Source organism: Nocardia sp. NPDC056100 (assembly GCF_042266325.1).
In the GTDB taxonomy this organism is placed as follows: domain Bacteria; phylum Actinomycetota; class Actinomycetes; order Mycobacteriales; family Mycobacteriaceae; genus Nocardia.
Genome location: NZ_JBHJVY010000001.1, coordinates 1,055,489 through 1,072,370, shown reverse-complemented (window position 1 = coordinate 1,072,370; position 16,882 = coordinate 1,055,489). Strand labels below are relative to the sequence as shown.

11 protein-coding genes and 2 pseudogenes are annotated in these 16,882 nt (G+C 66.5%); 3 read left to right on the top strand and 10 right to left on the bottom strand.

All coding sequences use genetic code 11. The features are described 5' to 3' along the window. Positions 1-1,137: 1,137 nt before the first annotated feature. From ACFC0O_RS04890 to lanKC, 9 genes and pseudogenes are all read right to left on the bottom strand, one after another. Positions 1,138-1,581, bottom strand: coding sequence for a hypothetical protein (locus ACFC0O_RS04890; protein WP_375953908.1), 444 nt, complete (start codon positions 1,579-1,581; stop codon positions 1,138-1,140). A 146-nt stretch (positions 1,582-1,727) separates the two neighbouring features. After that, a complete protein-coding gene (locus ACFC0O_RS04885; protein ID WP_375953906.1) occupies positions 1,728-2,171 on the bottom strand; it encodes a hypothetical protein in 444 nt (147 codons plus the stop codon). A gap of 37 nt (positions 2,172-2,208) precedes the next feature. After that, the gene (locus ACFC0O_RS04880) at positions 2,209-2,469 is read right to left on the bottom strand and encodes a carboxypeptidase-like regulatory domain-containing protein (protein ID WP_375955947.1); all 261 of its coding nucleotides are present in this window, start codon (positions 2,467-2,469) and stop codon (positions 2,209-2,211) included. A gap of 15 nt (positions 2,470-2,484) precedes the next feature. Continuing rightward, positions 2,485-2,952 (bottom strand): annotated as a pseudogene (locus ACFC0O_RS04875) (collagen binding domain-containing protein); the annotation flags it as partial. 108 nt (positions 2,953-3,060) lie between these two features. Next, a pseudogene (locus ACFC0O_RS04870) lies at positions 3,061-5,364 on the bottom strand (MMPL family transporter); the annotation flags it as partial. Positions 5,365-5,601: 237 nt separating this feature from the next. Then, positions 5,602-6,432, bottom strand: coding sequence for a hypothetical protein (locus ACFC0O_RS04865; protein WP_375953904.1), 831 nt, complete (start codon positions 6,430-6,432; stop codon positions 5,602-5,604). Positions 6,433-6,488: 56 nt separating this feature from the next. Continuing rightward, a complete protein-coding gene (locus tag ACFC0O_RS04860; RefSeq protein ID WP_375953902.1) occupies positions 6,489-8,585 on the bottom strand; it encodes a prolyl oligopeptidase family serine peptidase in 2,097 nt (698 codons plus the stop codon). Continuing rightward, a complete protein-coding gene (locus tag ACFC0O_RS04855) occupies positions 8,582-9,838 on the bottom strand; it encodes an MFS transporter (RefSeq protein WP_375953900.1) in 1,257 nt (418 codons plus the stop codon). The genes ACFC0O_RS04860 and ACFC0O_RS04855 overlap by 4 nt, the downstream gene beginning before the upstream one ends. A 346-nt stretch (positions 9,839-10,184) precedes the next feature. After that, positions 10,185-12,812: a class III lanthionine synthetase LanKC gene (gene lanKC, locus ACFC0O_RS04850; protein WP_375953898.1), complete on the bottom strand. Its 2,628-nt coding sequence runs from the start codon at positions 12,810-12,812 to the stop codon at positions 10,185-10,187. Positions 12,813-12,981: 169 nt separating this feature from the next. On the opposite strand from lanKC, the gene ACFC0O_RS04845 reads away from it, so the two are divergent. The 3 genes from ACFC0O_RS04845 to ACFC0O_RS04835 all read left to right on the top strand — a co-directional run bounded on the left by ACFC0O_RS04845 (position 12,982) and on the right by ACFC0O_RS04835 (position 15,377). Next, entirely contained in the window at positions 12,982-13,449 is a 468-nt protein-coding gene (locus ACFC0O_RS04845; RefSeq protein ID WP_375953897.1) for a hypothetical protein, read from the top strand. Between the two features lie 108 nt (positions 13,450-13,557). Continuing rightward, positions 13,558-14,730: a sensor histidine kinase gene (locus ACFC0O_RS04840; protein WP_375953896.1), complete on the top strand. Its 1,173-nt coding sequence runs from the start codon at positions 13,558-13,560 to the stop codon at positions 14,728-14,730. Next, positions 14,727-15,377, top strand: a complete 651-nt coding sequence (locus ACFC0O_RS04835; protein WP_375953894.1) for a response regulator — start codon at positions 14,727-14,729, stop codon at positions 15,375-15,377. Before ACFC0O_RS04840 ends, ACFC0O_RS04835 begins: the two co-directional genes overlap by 4 nt. On the opposite strand, the gene ACFC0O_RS04830 is transcribed toward ACFC0O_RS04835, so the two are convergent. Further along, entirely contained in the window at positions 15,367-16,728 is a 1,362-nt protein-coding gene (locus ACFC0O_RS04830; RefSeq protein ID WP_375953892.1) for an MFS transporter, read from the bottom strand. The two genes, ACFC0O_RS04835 and ACFC0O_RS04830, sit on opposite strands and share 11 nt — an antisense overlap. Positions 16,729-16,882: the final 154 nt, after the last annotated feature.

Sequence of the window (16,882 nt, the reverse complement as noted above, 5' to 3'; positions counted from 1 at the left end):
AGACAGAGTTTCTTTTGGCAACCACGCCGGGAGTGGATTCGGATCCGCCGCCTCATGGCTTAGGAGTCTTCGATGGCGAATCTGATGTCGCTGTCGGAACGATGCGAATCGTGAATCGGGTGCCGCGCCAGCATGTTCGCGTTGCTACCAGACGAACTGGTGTCGGACGACCATCTGAAGCCCTGCCTTGATCTCGTACACGCATGCCTCGAGCTGTAACCGGTCGTGTTCGGGATGTTGTGAATCCCAAGCTGATCGGAGCTCCATCGTTCGATCCGGGTTCAGGCGAGGAAGTGTGAGCCCATCAATCGTCGCCGTGATCTCAAGTCTGGATCGAGTGAGGACAACCCACGCGGACCTGGGTATCCCTGACCACCATGAGGCTGTGGCTGTCTTTATCAGAGTATGGTCGGACTTACGTCGCGCCAGGGTTACCCCTCCAGCCCGATCATGTGCTGGGAACAGTGGCACGGATGTGTCAAATGCATTGACGGGCAGGAGCATATCTGGACTCGGCAGGTACAGCTTGACGTGCGAGCCAGGATGTCCGTCGGCATCTATGACAACGATCCCGCTCGACTCGATCGGGCAACCCGCCAGCTCTATCACCGGTGCAAATCCCGCCGCGTCCGCTGCGCCCAACTCGCCTACTCGTGTGTTTCCGATGCTCACCTCGACCTTGTCGCCGGCGAGACGCACTGTCGCATCGTCCATGTGCATCGACTTTGGTCCCGTACGCCCACGTTCGGCGATCACACCTTCCAACGCCTGTCGATCGTGATCGTCGGCGCTGACCTCGATCCAGTAGCTTCCGAAGCTCGTACCCCGCACAGCCCTCGAAGAATCAGTCCCTCGCATATGTGGTTCATGGTCTCGGGCGGGTTGCCCGTTACCTGCTCAGCGCATCTGCGTGAACGCGCGCCCGAAATCCGTGATTCAAAGGACGGGGCGCATGATGGCTTCGAAATCCTCGACGGAGATCCTGACTCGATCAGCGTGTGTGCGCAGAATCCAAACCGACCAATATCGCGACTACTTCGCCCTGTCCACTGACCCTTGGCCTAGTGGGCGGGTGGCCCGGCGCGGGGCTGCTTTCGCGCGCCGTCCCGCCCGGGACCCCATGTGTCGCCTGGCCACTCAGAGTTGCGTGTGCCCGGAACCGCCGAGGATGATCAGTGGCATCAGGAGCACGCCGAGGATGCTGTTTCCGGTGCACTGCGCCGAAGCCGTGGAGCTGCCGGTCGGCTGGTTGACGCAGTTCTGCATCGTCATCGACTTGGATGACGAGCCCTGGGTTGCCGTGAGGTTGTAGATGCCTTCGGGAAGCTTTGAGCGGTAGATGTATTGGATGGATCCCGTGCCGGGGGTGGATCCCGCTTGCGGGGTGAATGTGCCGACGTTCTGGCCAGCCAGGGTGATGGTGACCGGTGTGAGGGCGTCCGCGCCGCTGGTGGACACCAGGATCGTGCACGTGTTGCCCGTGCCCTCGCACCATCCGGCGCCGGTGAGGACCTGCATCATGTTCACACTGTCGACTGCGGCCGACGCCGATGCCGCCGCGGCGACCGGAATCGTCAGCATGGCCACAGTGGCTGCGGCCCAACTCATTTGCCTCATCTGTACTTCCCGTTGGAGTGATCGGCACCCGAGTGCCGCTCCGACGGTAACCGCGCGGTGAGGTTGCGCGTGGATAAATTGAAAAGCTGATACTTCAGTCTGGCGACCGTCTAGGCGGCCGCCACCGCCCGGTTGCGCCGCCACACGCCGATCGCGTCGGTAGCCAGCAGTGCCCACGCCACGAGCGCCGGTTGAAACACCAGCCGCGCAGCGCGTTTGGCATCGGAGTCGAGTCCGAACGCGTCGCGATGCTCGACCAGCTGCGCGATATTCCCCGGAAAAATCACGACGAAGAACGCGGCGACGATCGCTCCGACGAGCGCGCGGCGCGGCTGCTTCCACGCCCCGAGCAGCGCCGCGCCGAGCGTGATCTCGACGACCCCGGAGGCCAGTACGACGAAGTCGGTGTCGAGCGGGAACCAGGACGGCACCTGGGCGCGGAAATCGTTGCGGGCGAAGGTCAAGTGGCTTGTGCCTGCGGATATGAGCATCACGCCTAGGAAGGCCTGCGCTGCCAACCGGACTCTGGACGAACGTTCACCGTGGATCACCATGGGGAAAGCATCGCACACGATGTATCAGGGAGCGGCCTCACCGAACCTGCGCGTATTCGTCGAAGCCGAGCCGGGGGTGGTGATCGGCGAAGCCTGTGACGGTGACCTGGTCGGTCACCATCGAATATCCGCGAACCATGACGGTGTACTCGCCGTCGGGCAGGCCGCTCACCGCGTAGCGGCCGTTTTCATCGGTGCGAGCGGTGCCGACGATGTCGCCGGATAAATCGAGCACGGTGACCCTGGCATCGCGCACCGTGCGGCCGCCGCCGCGCACCGTGCCGGACAACACCGCCATCGGCGTCAGTGTGACGTCGAAACAGAGTCGCCCGCTGTCGGGGACCGTCAATGTTGTTGCCGTGGGCCGCATTCGGGCGGCGACTGCCACCAGTGTGTAGGTTCCGGCGGGCACACCATGGCAGGTGTACGTGCCGTCCGCCGCCGTGACGGCGGTACCCGCTACATCACCGAGCAGGTCGGTCACGCTGACGGTGGCATCCGGCACCGGTTCGTGCTCGATCGTGCGCACCACGCCGGATACTTCGCCGGATCCCGACAGCGTGACGTCGAGCTGATGTACGCCGTCATTGCGCACCGTAACGTTCACCGCGGTTGGTTGATGTCCGTCTGCCGAGACGATCAGGACATAGCTGCCAGGTGCGGGCGGCTCGATGGTATAGCCGCCGCTGACGTCCGTGGTCGCCCGCGAAACCTGTTGTCCGCGTTGGCTGATCAGTGTCACTGTTGCCCCCGGCACCGGATGCCGGTCATCCCGGCGAATGTGGCCGCCGATCATCCGCCCATCGACCGGTACAAGCGGTTCGGAGGCCGCCTCGGGGCTGCGCGTAGCGACCCGATCCTGTTCGGCTGCCTCGGAATACACGGCATCGACAGGCACAGGCAGGTCGACCTGCACCGGCCGCCGCAGCTCACGCAGCCTTGCCCCTTCCACATCGATATCGGGCAGTATGCGGTTGAGCCACCGCGGAATCCACCACGATCGGTGTCCCATGATCACCAGCAGCGCCGGAACCACCACCATGCGCACCACGAAGGCATCGATAGCGACACCGCAGGCCAGCGCGAACCCCATGGATTTGGCGGTGACATCGGATTCCAGCAGGAACGACCCGAACACCGAGATCATGATGATCGCCGCCGAGGTGACCACGCGGGCACCATGGTGATACCCGGCGATCATCGCCTCTCGTGGCGACTTACCGTGCACGTATTCCTCGCGCATGCGGGTCACCAGGAACACTTGGTAATCCATGGCGAGCCCGAATACCAACCCGATCAACATGATCGGCAGAAAACTGATGATCGGCTGCGGATCGGCGATCAGCCCGAAGGTGCCTTCCTGGAAAATCAGCACGGTCGCGCCGAAGGTCGCGGCCATCGACAGCAGGAATCCGAGCGCCGCCGTGAACGGCACCAGGATCGACCGGAAAACCAGGATCAACAGCACGAAGGCCGCCCCGGCCACGATCGCGAGATAGGGCACGATCTTGCCGAGCAGGACATGATCCATATCGGCGTAAATGGCTGTGGTGCCGGTGATTCCGTACTCGATGCCGTACCGCTCGGTCAGTGCGCCTTCGGCCTCGCGAGCCGTGCGCACCAAATCCTTGGTCGCCTGGTTGTTGGGCCCCGATTTCGGTACGCCGCTGAGCATTACGCCGAGCCCGTTCGCACTCAGCTGCGGTGCGGTGACGTAATCCATCTCCGCGAACCCCGCCAGCCGATCGCGCAGCGCGCCGACCGCGGCCTCGCGTTCGCCGGCGGGCACCTTCTCCAGATCGGCGACGACGGTCAGCACACCGTTGCTGCCCTCGCCGAACCCCGCCGTCCTGATGTCGTAGGCCTGCCGCACGGTGGAATCGGTCGGGAAGCTGTTCTCACCCGGCAGCCCCAGTTGCAATCCGAGTGCCGGAGCGGCCAGCGCGCCCAGGGTCGCCACCGCGATGGTCAACGCGACCCACGGTCGTCGTCCGATCAGGCGAGCCACCCGGGTGCCGATGGTGACCGAGGTGTCGTCCTCCGGGTCGTGCCGCGCGACCATCGGCAGCTTCGGCGTGAACAGAAAGCGGCCGAAAGCCCCGAGCAGAGCGGGCATCAGGGTGATGGCGGTCAGGACCGCGAAGAAGGCCGCGACGGCCCCACCGAGGCCCATGAACGTCAGGAAGTTCACCCCGACGATGCTCAGCGCACCGAGGGCGACAATGACGGTGAGCCCGGCGAACACCACCGCGGAACCGGCGGTCCCGACCGAAATGCCCGCTGCCTCTTCGGAACTCTCCGCGACACGCAGTTCATGCTTGTAGCGGGAGACGATGAACAGCGCGTAGTCGATGGACAGTGCGATACCGATCATCGACGCGAGAAACGTTGTGAAGCTGGGTATCTCGATGATCGAAGTGCTCAGCGAGATCACCAGCATGGCCGCGCCGAGCCCGGCGATGGCGGTCACGATCGGCACGAACGCCGCCACGATGGCCCCGAAGGCGATCACCATGACGACCAGCGCCACCCCCATACCGATCATCTCGGCCTGCCCGCTCGGCTGCCCCTGCTTCTGCTCGATCGCGCCGCCGATCTCGACGGTCAACCCGTGCGCACGAGCGGGTGCGGCCACCTCGTAGGCGGCCCGCCGCTGCGCATCGGTGATATCCGCCGCCGAGGCGATATCGAATGGCACCGAGAGCACCGCGACGGTGGCGGGCGCATCATGATTCAGCACATTCAACGGCGCACCTGCGCACACCGCCGGATTGGCGTCGGTCAGACATCCCATCGCCTTGGTCACCGCGATCGGATTCTTCAGTGCCGCGGCGTCTTTCTCGGCGACGAGTGGCCGACCCTCGTTCGAAAGGTGCTGGAGATCGCTGATCAGCGCATCGATGGCGGCGGCATTGTCCTTATCGGTCAGCTTCGTCCCCGCAGGCGCCTTGATGACGTACGTACCGCCGACGGCATCGATGCCGAATTGTCCTGACATACCCGGGAACTGCTTATCCAGGATGTCGGTGGCGCGTTCCGAAGGCAGCGACGGCATGCTGAACTTATCGCTCATCGGCTTGCTCAACATGCTGCCGCCGACGCCGAGCGTCACCAGCAGCAGGAGCCACACCGGCAGCACGATCCACTTGCGTCTGAACGCGAATTTGCCCCAGCGATAAAGGTATACGGACACGAAGGGTGCTCCTAGGTGGTATCCGGGTGTGCCTGATTCGGGGCCCGAGTACAACGCTTTCGCGGCCCGCAACGCATGCGAACAGTCCCCCCGGCCCGCTCTGCCGATCCACCGCACCGTACGACTGGTTGATCGTCCGAAAGCCGAAAATGGAGGAGTAACCTCAAGTTTCGCGAGCTTACCGCACGCGAAATAGGCACCGCGGTCTGCGGTGCCTTCTCGCCGTTGACATCCGGGCTACTGCGTCGCGGCGAGGACTTTGTCGACGGCGTTGTCGACCGCGTCGGCGATGATGGTCTGCGCCTCGGTTTGCGCAGCTGCCGCCGAGTCCAGCCCCGCGGCGAACGCCTGTTCGGGATCGCCGGTAGCCGCGAGTTCCCGCGCTGCGGCATCGGGCACTTGGAACGCCGCGGACAAGACGGTATTGAAAGCCGGGAAGGCGACTGCCGCGCCCGCATCGATCACCCCGATCACCGCGGCCTGCACGGCATCATGCGGAGCGACGGTGCGTGGGGGATTGGGCATGATCGGCGCGTTCATCGCGGTGTAGGTGTCCTGCCGAGCGGTCTGGATTGCCGGGTCGATCGCGGGAAGCCCACCTGCGGCGGCAGCCGGGCCGATATCGAGCAGCCCGACCACACCCACCTCGAACGCGTTCAGCGCCCGCGGCGCCACGATCGTCCCGTCCGCGACAATGGTCTGCTGCGCCGCGACACTCACGGGTCCGGTGATAGAAGCCGCAGCGATGCCGAGCGCCGTCACCGGATCATCAACCTGCGAAGCGGCCGCGAATACACCCGGCGCCTGCCCGATCGCGGTCCCGGCCGTAGTGGCGGTCTGAACAGCGAGCGGGCAGATGATCGAACAATAGGTCACCTGGTTCTGCACGAACCGAGTGATCAAGCCACCGGGTGGAACCGCCTCGGAGATCGCTCCACCATCACGCAGCGCAGTCGGCGATGCCTGGAGTCCGCTGCCCGGATCAGCCAAGGCCGTGGCAGGCAGCGCACCAACAGCGAGCCCGGTGGCTGCGACGCCGACAAATAGCAGACGGGACGGTATCCGCATGGTGATCCTCGAATCGTCGGTTATTGACACCACTACGGTGTACGGACGTTCCGGGTTCAGTCTCCATCGCCATGGCCTTCGATGCGGGGAGGCGGCTGGCGATCACCACCTGCGGCTTCCGGGGTTTCCAGCCGCAGTCCCGTGTGGTGGGCGATGAAGGCGAGCAGGGAGATCAGGGCTTCGGCCGCGTCGTGGCCGCCTCCGGCGTGGCCTTTGCCCGCGATCACATCCAGGAGAACCGGTGCGGCGCAGTCTCGTTGGAGGGCGGCGACCATCTTGTAGGAGTGCAGCGGCGGGACTCGGGTGTCATGGTCCCCGGTGCTGAACAGGGCGGCTGGAAAGGGTTGCGCCTGTTCGCCGCTGCGAGTGGTGACGGTGTAATACGGCGAATACTGGAGTAGTACGTGCAAGGCCGCGGGGTCGCAGGCCGAGCCGTATTCTTCGCGCCAGGCTCGGCCCAGGCCCCAGCGTTCATAACGGACCATGTCCAGTGGGGCGGCGGCGCTTACGACCGCGGCGTAATCGCCGGGGCGCTGCACCATGGCACCGACCGCCATGAGGCCGCCGTTGCTGCCGCCGAGTAGCGCCAGCTCACCGCGACGGGTCAACCCCGTGTCAACCAGCCAGTCACCGGCCGCGTGCAGATCGGCGAAGGCGTTGAGCTTGTGCGGACCCGCACCGTCTCGATGCCAGCGGCGACCACGCTCGCCACCGCCGCGGACGCCCGCGATCACCATGATTCCGCCCGCCAGCACCCAGGCCAGTCCATCGGGTTGATAGTCCGGGCGGATGGTGATTCCGAAGCCGCCGTAGCAGGTCAGGATGGCGGGCCGGGGGAGTTGCGGTCCGGCGGGGGCCAGCACGGTTACCGGTACCTCGGTGGCGTCGCCGGAACGGTAAGTCGTTCTGGTGACGGTGATTCCGGACAGCGCCCGCGGTGCGGGATCGGTTGGTTCGACCTGTCCGGTCAGCAGGCTCAGTCGCCATTTTCCGAGCGGCCGGATCCAGTCGGTGTAACTCAGGGCGAGTACGCCGGGTTCGTCCGTGGGTTCTATCGCGGCGATCGTGCCCGCACCAGGTAGATCGGCATCGAGTAGCCAAGTGCCGCACCGTGGTTCGTGGACCGATAGTTCGGAATAGCCGTCGCGCGTGCGAAGGAGCACCAGCCGGTCGCCATCGTCGGTCGGGGCCAGGGCGAAGGCGGCCAGTACCGCGGGCTCCCTGCCTTCGACGAGCGTCCGCCAGGAACCCCACCCGCCGCCGGGCAGCGGATCGGCGACGAGTAATTGGCCGAATTCGCATGTGGCCGTGGATATCGCGAGTATTCGACCCGAGTCGTCCACCACGACTCCCGCCGAGGAGAGTCCGCCGAGGTCGAGTGGCTGTGGTGAATCACCGGCCGCCACATCCGCAATGGATACCCGGGTTGCCCGGCTGGTGCCGGTGCGGGCGGTGATGACCAGCCATCGGTCCTGCCAGAGGGCGAGATGGAACCGCCCCATCGGGTCGTCGTCACCGGCGAGCAGTTCATCGCAAGTGGTCGGTGTACCCACCCGATGCCGGTATACCCCACTGCCGCAACGGTTATCGTGACGACGCACATAGAAGTATCCGGTTTCGTCGGCCAGCCACGCCACCGGCGAATACCGCGTCGACGCACATGTCTTCAAGACGTCGCCGGTCGAGGTATCAATCAGCGAGAGCGGAGTCGTATCCTCGGCCCCGCCGGAAGTCACCTGCACGACCACGTATCTGCCGTTCGGTGACGGCACCCAGCGGCGCAGGATCGCATTGGCTCCCAATGCCGCCGCATCGATCAGCGTTCGCCAGCCATCGTGCGACCCACGGTCGATCTGCAGTTCCCAGGGTGATCCCGGGCGTGGCCGCGAGACCCGGAATCGTTGCGCACCGGCGATTTTCACCGATGATGCGACCGGTCCCTGCACGATGATCTCCCGCAGCACCTCCCGCAATCGCGCCCGCCCGGGCAGCCCGGCGAGATACTCCCCGGCCAACTGCCGCTGTGCCGCCGCCCAGGCCAGCACCTCCGGATCGCTCGGATCTTCGAGTCGGCGATATGGATCCGGAATCGATATGCCGTGCAGGACATCTCGCGACGCGGAGCAGGGAGCGGGTGGATATTCGGCGTTCATCGCGCCACCTCCGGTATCGGCTCGACATCGTTGTCACTGCCCGTTGTCGTGCGGCCCACGGTCGCGAGGAAAATGACGGCCGCGACCAGATCGGCGGCCACGAAGACCCAGATTCCGGTACGGGCGCCGAATCTTTCGCCGACTTCGCCGCCGAGCAGCGCGCCGACCAGACCCGCCGCCGTGGTCCCGGTCGCCAGCAGAGCGCCGATGCGGGCGAAGTAGCCGTCGCCGATACCGTCGCACAGCACCGTCACCAGCGCGATATTGAGCACCGCGCCGAAGAACATGGGCACCGCCGCACCGAGAGCGGCGGCGAGCACTACGGCCACCGCCGGTCCCGTCGCGATCGGCAGTGCGATGGCACCCAGCGCCGCTCCGAATACCGCGACCGAGAGCACCCGCCGCGGCGGCACCCCGCGAGTGTGCAGCCGCGGTGCCAGCAGCGATCCGCCGGCCGAGCTCAGCGTCGCCACCACGGCCGGAATCCCGTACACCGCAACGGGTAACGCGACCTCGTGCAGCAGGAACACCGCTCGCAGGGCGGAGACCCCGCCCGCGGCCATCCCGCCCACGAGCAGATACATCGTCAATGCCACGAGCAGCGGATGACCTCGCAAAACCCGCAGGGCGTCGAGGAATTCGCGATCGAACCGGTCGCGCTGCTCGACCGCGCGCCGGTCCGGCGCTTCGAGCCGGATCAGGCAGTAGGCGCTGAAAAGATAGCTCACCGCATCACAGGCGAACATCGCCGCCGCGCCGACCGAGGCCACCAGCGGTCCGGCGACCGAGGTGGCCACCGAACGCGACAGCATCGTGGTGGATTGCAGATCAGCACGCGCCCGCCCCAGATCGGCGACCATCAGGGTATTCAGATGAGCGAAGTAGACGCCCTCGAACACCACCCGGGTCATGCCCAGGATCAGCGACAGCGTCGCCAGACCCGCCACGGTCAATGCGCCCGCGAACATGGCGGCCGCGACCGCGAGCACCGCCGTCGCGGCCACCAGATCGGTTGCCAGCAACATCCGCCGCGGTCGGCTGACCCGGTCCAGGAAGACTCCGGCGAACGGTCCGAAGACCAGGGTCGGAAGCATCGCGCTGAGCACGATGAGCGAGACCGCGTGCGGTCCGGCTCCGAGCCCCACCACCGCGACGACCGATGCCGCGGTGCCGGTGAGGGTGCTACCGAAGGTCGATGCCGCCTGCGCTATGCGGTAGCGCCGCAGGTCGGCCTCGGGCGCGGCTGATTCCATCAGGTCACCCGAAATACGCGTCGTCGCAGTAGGTGACCGACAGCACGCTGAGCGGCGCGTCGTCGAACACATCCTCGCCGGGGGACATGATCAATAGTGGGAGTGGGTTCTTCATGGTAGTTCCTCGAATTGTCTTATGCGTGAGATGTATTCGCCGAGCTCGGTGAACCGAGCTCGGCGAAGGCATGAATTGCGTTGTGTGTGAGTTGTTTCCGCCGGATGGCGAATTACTGAGCGACCTCCCCGCCGTCGATGCAGAGCAGGATGCTCTTGGTGCTGTCGGGGGCGTCGTCGCCGATTTCCGGATCGGACTTCAGCTGGAGCTTGAGCACGTTGATCATGTTGTTCACCTCCTTTCGAGACTTGTCGTGGTCGGTGCTGCCGTGCGACTCGGTTCCGAGTCGAGGCAGTGGTCGAGGGTGAACAGCGGGTCGGTGACGCCGGTCGTGGCGTGCTGCAGGGCCAGCAGAATGCCCGCGGAGCCGGTGGCCAGGTCGGCGCTGAGCCGCTGCCCGTGCTCACCCAGCCAGCGGACGCCGCTTTCGTGCGGTATCGCGTGCATGAACAGCGCCGTCGGCCGGGCGATCGGATCGGGCAGGAGCTGCTCCCGGGGGAATCTGGCGGCAATATCGGCGTGCACGAGTGCCAGCCCCGCTTGGCCGAGGAGCAGTCCGGGTCCCGCGGTGAGCCGGATGCCCACCGCCCGGGCGCAGCTGCGCAGCAGTCCGGTCAGTTCCGGATCGGCGGCAGGCTCGAGATAGCGCGCCAGCACGTGCAGATAGCCCGCGCTGCCGCATCCGAGGTACGGCATATTGCGCCGGTCTCGCGTCGAGACTCGAAACCCGGTGGCGCCCACCGGAAGCGGTTCGGCGTGCACGAGTTCCGCGCGCAGTAGTCGCACTCCGCGCTCGAACGGCTCGTCCGCCCCGGTGAACCTGGACAGGTAATACAGCGCGAGCGCGATACCGGGCCTGCCGTGCACCAGCCCGGAGCCGTGGTCGCGGCCGAGCGCGGGAATCAGCGCATCGCCCTCGGGTATCGCGTCCAGCAGCCGCTGCGCCCGGTCGAGATGTTCCGGATCGCCGGTGCGGTGGAAGAACGAAAGGTGTGTCATGGCAACGCCCGCCGCACCGCCGCCCCATCCGGCCGCCTCGGTCGTGAGCCGGTGACCGTCGGCCTCTGCCAGCAACGTCAGCGCCGCGTCGCGTTCGCCGAGATCATCGAGGACCCAGGCGATTCCGGCATTGCCGAACAGCAGACCCGGTCCGGTCCCGCGCCGCTCGCGCAGCGCATCGGTGCGCAGTCGTTCGACCACCGCCGGGTCGATTTCCCGACCGGCCGAGCGCAGTGCGTGCAAGACGCCCGCGGTGCCGTAGGCGACACACCTGGTATTGGTCCGATGTCCCTGCGGCGCTGTGGGATACACCCACCGCGGATGGCCGGGATCGGCCATGGCCTGTAAGGCGTCGGCCGTGCGATCACGCAGCCATCGGGTCGCGTCCGCAGGCTCCGAGCGCACTCGGTCGGGCGTCAGCAGCAGCGGTGCGTCGAGTTCGCGCCGCGAACGCAACACGGCCGTCCACAGCCGCCGCGGCGGCGGGCAGATCTCGGCCAGCTCCGCATGCAGATGATCCAGCGTCTGCGGGCTGCGCCGCGCCGCCTCGTGCATCGGGAAGACCAGCAGCTGTGCGAGCGCCGACAGACCGTAGTCGTCCACCCGCGCCGGATCGAGCTTGGCGCGTTCACCCGGCGAACGTGATTCCGGCGGTTCATATCCCGGCGTGCCGAGCAGGCCGAGGGGATGGTCGATGGGCTGGGTGGCCTCGAAATCGATCAGGCGCACCGTATCGTCGTCGTCGACCAGGATATTGCCGGGCGAGAGGTCGACGAACGCGTATCCGAGCTCGTGCAGGGCGGCCAGTTGCGCGGTGAGCTGATCGAGAATGTGCTCGCACCGCCGGTAGTAGGCGGGGAATACGGTCGCATCCGGAACGGCGTGCGTCGCAGGCGAATTCGCGACGACCCATTTGTTGAGCGTGCGGCCGGGAACGAATTCGGTGACGAGATAGGTGTGCTCCCATTCGGTGAACAACTCCAGCGGCCGCGGGGCGAGACCGGGCGCGAGGGTGTGCAGGGTGCGCAATGTCAGGTACTCGCGTTCGAGCCGTTCCCGGGCGGCCTCGTCACCGGCGTAACCGTTGTGCGCCCGCGCCTCTTTCACGAATACCGTTGTGCCGTCGGCACAGTGGGCGCGGTACGCGCCACCGGCATTGCTGGGCCGCAGCATGGTTTCGAAGGTGTAGCCGTGGAAGCTGACCTCGTCACCCACATCGCCCTCATCGTCCGGGGTCGGAGCGGGGTCGAACGGATCGGCGATTCCGGTGGGCAGCAGGAAACCTGGGCCGCGCTCATCCGGAATCTCGGTGCCGTCCAGGGCCAGCATGGTCGGCACCCGGGTGCCGTCGGATTGCAGTCGATACCGCGGCCGGAACGACCCGTACCGGTAGGACACGCATTGCGACGATCCGAAGCGCCGGTCGGTGAGCACGTACGGTCCTGCGACACCGGCCAATTCGCGTTCGAGCCGGTTCAGCAGCGTGTACGCCAGCTGTGGCGTCGGGGGATAGAGCGCGCAGAACTTGCCGCTCTGTACGCGGCTGCCGTGTTTGCCGTGCAGCCACAGGAAGTAGTTGCGGCCGGTGAGGTGCTTGAATGGGACACCCAGTTCGGCGCAGGTGGCGCTGACCACGTCGAGCACCTGCTGCGCGGAGCCGAGCGTGCTCGACACGTGCACTTTCCAGCCCTGTGCGGGCAGTTCGGCCCGCGGCGGCGTCCAATGCGTCCAGATCTCGAACTGCTGCCGGGTCCAGCCGTGCGGCGGCATGGTCGGGTTGTACCGCCGGCCCGGATCGACGCAGTCGACCGGTTGGTAGTAGTCGGGGTGTGCAAAAGTGAAGGCCGCGTCGGGAAGCATTGTGCTGCTGCCTTTCTCGTGCTCTGGGGCCGGTGGATCGAACGAGTCAAGAATCTCCCGCCGACGCCCTCGCGCGAATCCGCCTGTCGCGGTGTTCTTCGCCTACCGTGGCGCGATGAGAGGTCTCATCTCCACGCGGTAGCACCGCGATTCGTGCGACACTGCCGATATGACAAGGCAGGCTTCGGTGGTGGTGTACGCGGTGGGTGATACCGGGGCCACGGGCGAATTCCTCGGCGCGGCCACTCTGATCGAACCGGAATTCGCACTCGCCGATCCACCGCTGAACCGGACACTCGCGGACAATCCGCAGGCGGTGCGGGTCGGCATCTTCGCCGCCGCGGGCGATATCGCGGAAGTCATCGATGTCGCGCGCGTCCGGGTGCTTCCCGATGCCCCGGACGTGGTGCTGCTCCAGCTCGCTGTCGTCTCGGCGGCTCCCGCGGTGGGAGTTCCGGTCGAGCTGCATGCGGACCCCACGGGTGTGGAGCTGTTTCCACAGCCGACCCGGGCGGAAATCATTGCCGCCGTGCGCCGGGTGCTGGCAGCGGCCCCACCCCCGCCGTCCCCTGATTTGACCCCGCACGTCGCCGACGATCCGATTCGATGGCTACTGCACCTCTTCGGCAACGACTGAACTCGCGGGTACGCCTGCCCAGGCCGGAGTGCGCGGGACGAGCACCTCCCCGCGTCACCTGTTCTGTGGGAAAATGCAGCGCATGAGGCGGCGGACTTCGGTGCGGCAGTGACCGATTCATGGCGTTCGCCCGCCCTGCTGCGTCACCGGCTCGCGGATCTGGCACTCGTCGTCCTGGCGGGTGGCGTGGATATGGCTTTCTGGGGCGGGGATCATCGCGATCTGACCGGTAGTGGGCGTTTGCCGTCGTGGCTGGTGCCCGTGGTCGCGATCGGCCTGTGCGCGGCGCTGCTGTTCCGCCATCGGTTCCCGGTGCAGGTGTGGCTGTTGGCGTGGTTGCATACCAGCGCCAATCTTGTTGTCCCGGACTACTATCCGTTCACCTACCTGCTGATCGCGAACTACGCGGTGGCACGCCGCGCGCCCGCTCTAACCGCCCGCATCGTGCTCATCGCATCCGCCCTGCCGCTCGGACTGTTCAGCTACCGCTCGGCGCAATCGGCCGCACCCGAGCCGCACATCCGCGATTTCCTGGCGGCGGTCGTGATCTGGTCCATCATCCTTTCCGTCGCCTGGGGGTCGGGCCGGGTGGTGCACGCTCGGGAACAACACGCGATCGCCGAGCGGGAACGCTTGACCGCGGCGGCCGAAAAGGAGCTCATCGCACAGCGATTGCGACTCGCGCACGAATTGCACGACAGCGTCACCGGTGCGGTGGCGGGCATGATCCTGCACGCCGGGGCCGCTCGCGCGCTCTGCACCGGCAGTGATTCCCGCGTGGAACAGGCGCTGGAGGTCATCGAACACGCGGGCGCGCAGGCCATGACCGAACTGCATTCCATGCTGGGATTGCTGCGCTCGACCGAGCCGCCCGGCGCGGCTCCGGCGCGTTTCGCCGATGCCGAACGGCTGCTCGAATCCGCTCGGCATGCGGGCCTGCGGGTGCGCAGCGAGATCACCGGTACGCCAAGACCTTTGGATCCCGGTGCAGATCTGGCCGCCTACCGCACCGTCCAGGAGTCGCTCACCAATGCGACCAAACACGCGGGCCGTGGCGCAGAGGTCACGCTCAGCGTCGCCTGGACCCCCGCCACCCTCGACCTGACCGTGCGCAGTTCCGGTGGCAGCGCACCGTCAGCGGCCGCCGCCCTCTCCGCCGGTACCGGTCTGCACGGCCTCCGCGAACGCCTCGACGCCTTGGGCGGCGAACTGACCTGCGGCCCGGAAGGCGACGGCTGGTGTGTGCACGCCAGCCTGCCCGCCGTGACGGGAATGCCATGACGATCACCGTGCTCGTCGCCGAAGACGAGGCACTCGTGCGCGCGGGCTGCGTCATGCTGCTCGGCACGGCCTCCGACATCGAGGTGACAGGTGAGGCCGGTGACGGTGAGGCTGCGGTAGCCGCCGTGAAAACCCTTGCGCCCCAAGTGGTCCTGATGGACCTGCGAATGCCGATCCTGGACGGTGTCGCGGCCACCCGCGCGATCACCGCCCTCCCCGCCGCCCCTGCGGTCCTCGTCCTCACCACCTTCCGGGACGAAACCATGGTCCAGGAGGCGCTCGCCGCCGGCGCCAGCGGCTTCCTACTCAAACAGGCCGCCCCCGCCGACCTCATCCAAGCCGTCCGCCGCTGCGCCGCCGGCGACGGCTGGCTCGACCCCAGCATCGTCGGCGGCGTCCTGGGTGCCCTCCGTCGCACCGGCCCCCGCGCCGCCACCGCCCCCACCACCCTCGCAACCCTCACCACCCGAGAACGAGAAGTCCTGGTACTCATGGCATTAGGCCGCTCCAACACCGAAATCAGCACCGAACTCTTCATCAGTGAAGCCACCACCCGCACCCACGTAGCCCACGTAATAGCCAAAACAGCCTCCCGCGACCGCACCCAAGCCGTAGTCCTGGCCTACCAAAGCGGCCTCATGAGCTGACGGGAGCGGGGTGTCGCGGATTCGTCCGCCACACCGAACGCCAAGCGGCGACGGCTGCCAGCGCGTAGGCGATGGTGATGGCGGTGAAGGCGGCCGAGGCGCGGGAGTACCAGTCGTGGTTCATGGTGATCGCCACGCCCATGGCGGCGATGCCGAAGAGGGAGCCGATCTGCCTGGTGGCGTTGAGGATTGAGCCGACGCTGGCGGCGTGGTCGACCCCGGCGGAGTCGACCAGGACGGCTGTCATGGCGGGGGAGATGATTCCCGCGCCGATATTTGCGACTCCGACCGCCACCGCGAGTACCCAGTACGGGGTGCCGGGGGAGATGAACACCAGACCGGCCGTGGCGGCCGCCGCGAGGGCGGGAAATGCCGTGAGCAGCAGGCCATTCGAGACGCGACCGGAGATCCGCGAGTAGACGATGTTCGAGAGGGGGAAGAACGCCGTCATCGGCAGCAATTGCAGTCCGGACTCGAAAGGGCTTGCGCCGCGCGCGTTCTGGAGGAAGAGCCCGAGTGCGAAGATACTGCCGTACAGGGCGAAGTTGAACAGGAATCCGATCAGATTGCCACCGGCGAAGGCGGGCCGGGTGAACAGCATCCACGGCATGACCTGCGAACCAGCCGAGCGCTCGCGAAGTATCGAGACCCCCGCGGCCAGCAGTGCGACGGCGTAGGCGACCAGCACCGGCGGAGCGATCCAACCCTGTTCGGGGCCCTCGATCACCGCGAAACAGATGGCGGCAAGCGCGGTGATGGCGAGCAGATGCCCGGCGATCGGGACGGCGGTCCGCTTCGGCGCGATCGGCGCGACATAGCGCCAGGTCAGTACCGCGCCGAGTACGCCGATGGGCAGGTTGATCAAGAAGATGCTGGGCCAGCCGAATGCCGAGACCAATATCCCGCCGACGGTCGGCCCGAGTCCGGCCGCGGTGGCGACGATGGCGGACCAGAGCCCCAGCATTCGGGTGCGCTGCCTCGGATCGGGAAACGAATGCACGAGCAGGGCAAGGGAACTGGGCATGAACAACGCCGCGCCGACGCCCTGTGCCAGCCGCGCCGCGATCAACAGGGCGCTGTTCGGAGCCGCCGCGCAGGCAAGCGAGGCGAGTACGAACACCCCCATTCCCCACATGTAGACGCGCAGGCTGCCGAGCCGATTGGCGAGTCCACCGGCGAGCAGTAGCAGGGCGGCGAAGGTCAGCACGTACCCGTCGACGATCCAGGTGAGTTCGGTGACGGATGCGCCGATATCGCGTTGGATACGAGCGCCCGCGACATTCACCACGGTCGCGTCCACCGAGGCCATGACGAACCCGGCCGCGAGCGCCGTGAGCTTGACGCCGCCCATCTCGGGCGCTTGTGGTGCCGATTGTGTTGTGTGACTGAGTGATCGGGTCATCGCTGATAGACCGCCTGCACGGATCGAATGGCTGCGAATGAGGTGTCGACGACTTTTCCAGGCAACCACATAGTTCGATGACCGTCAACATTTGATGCTCATC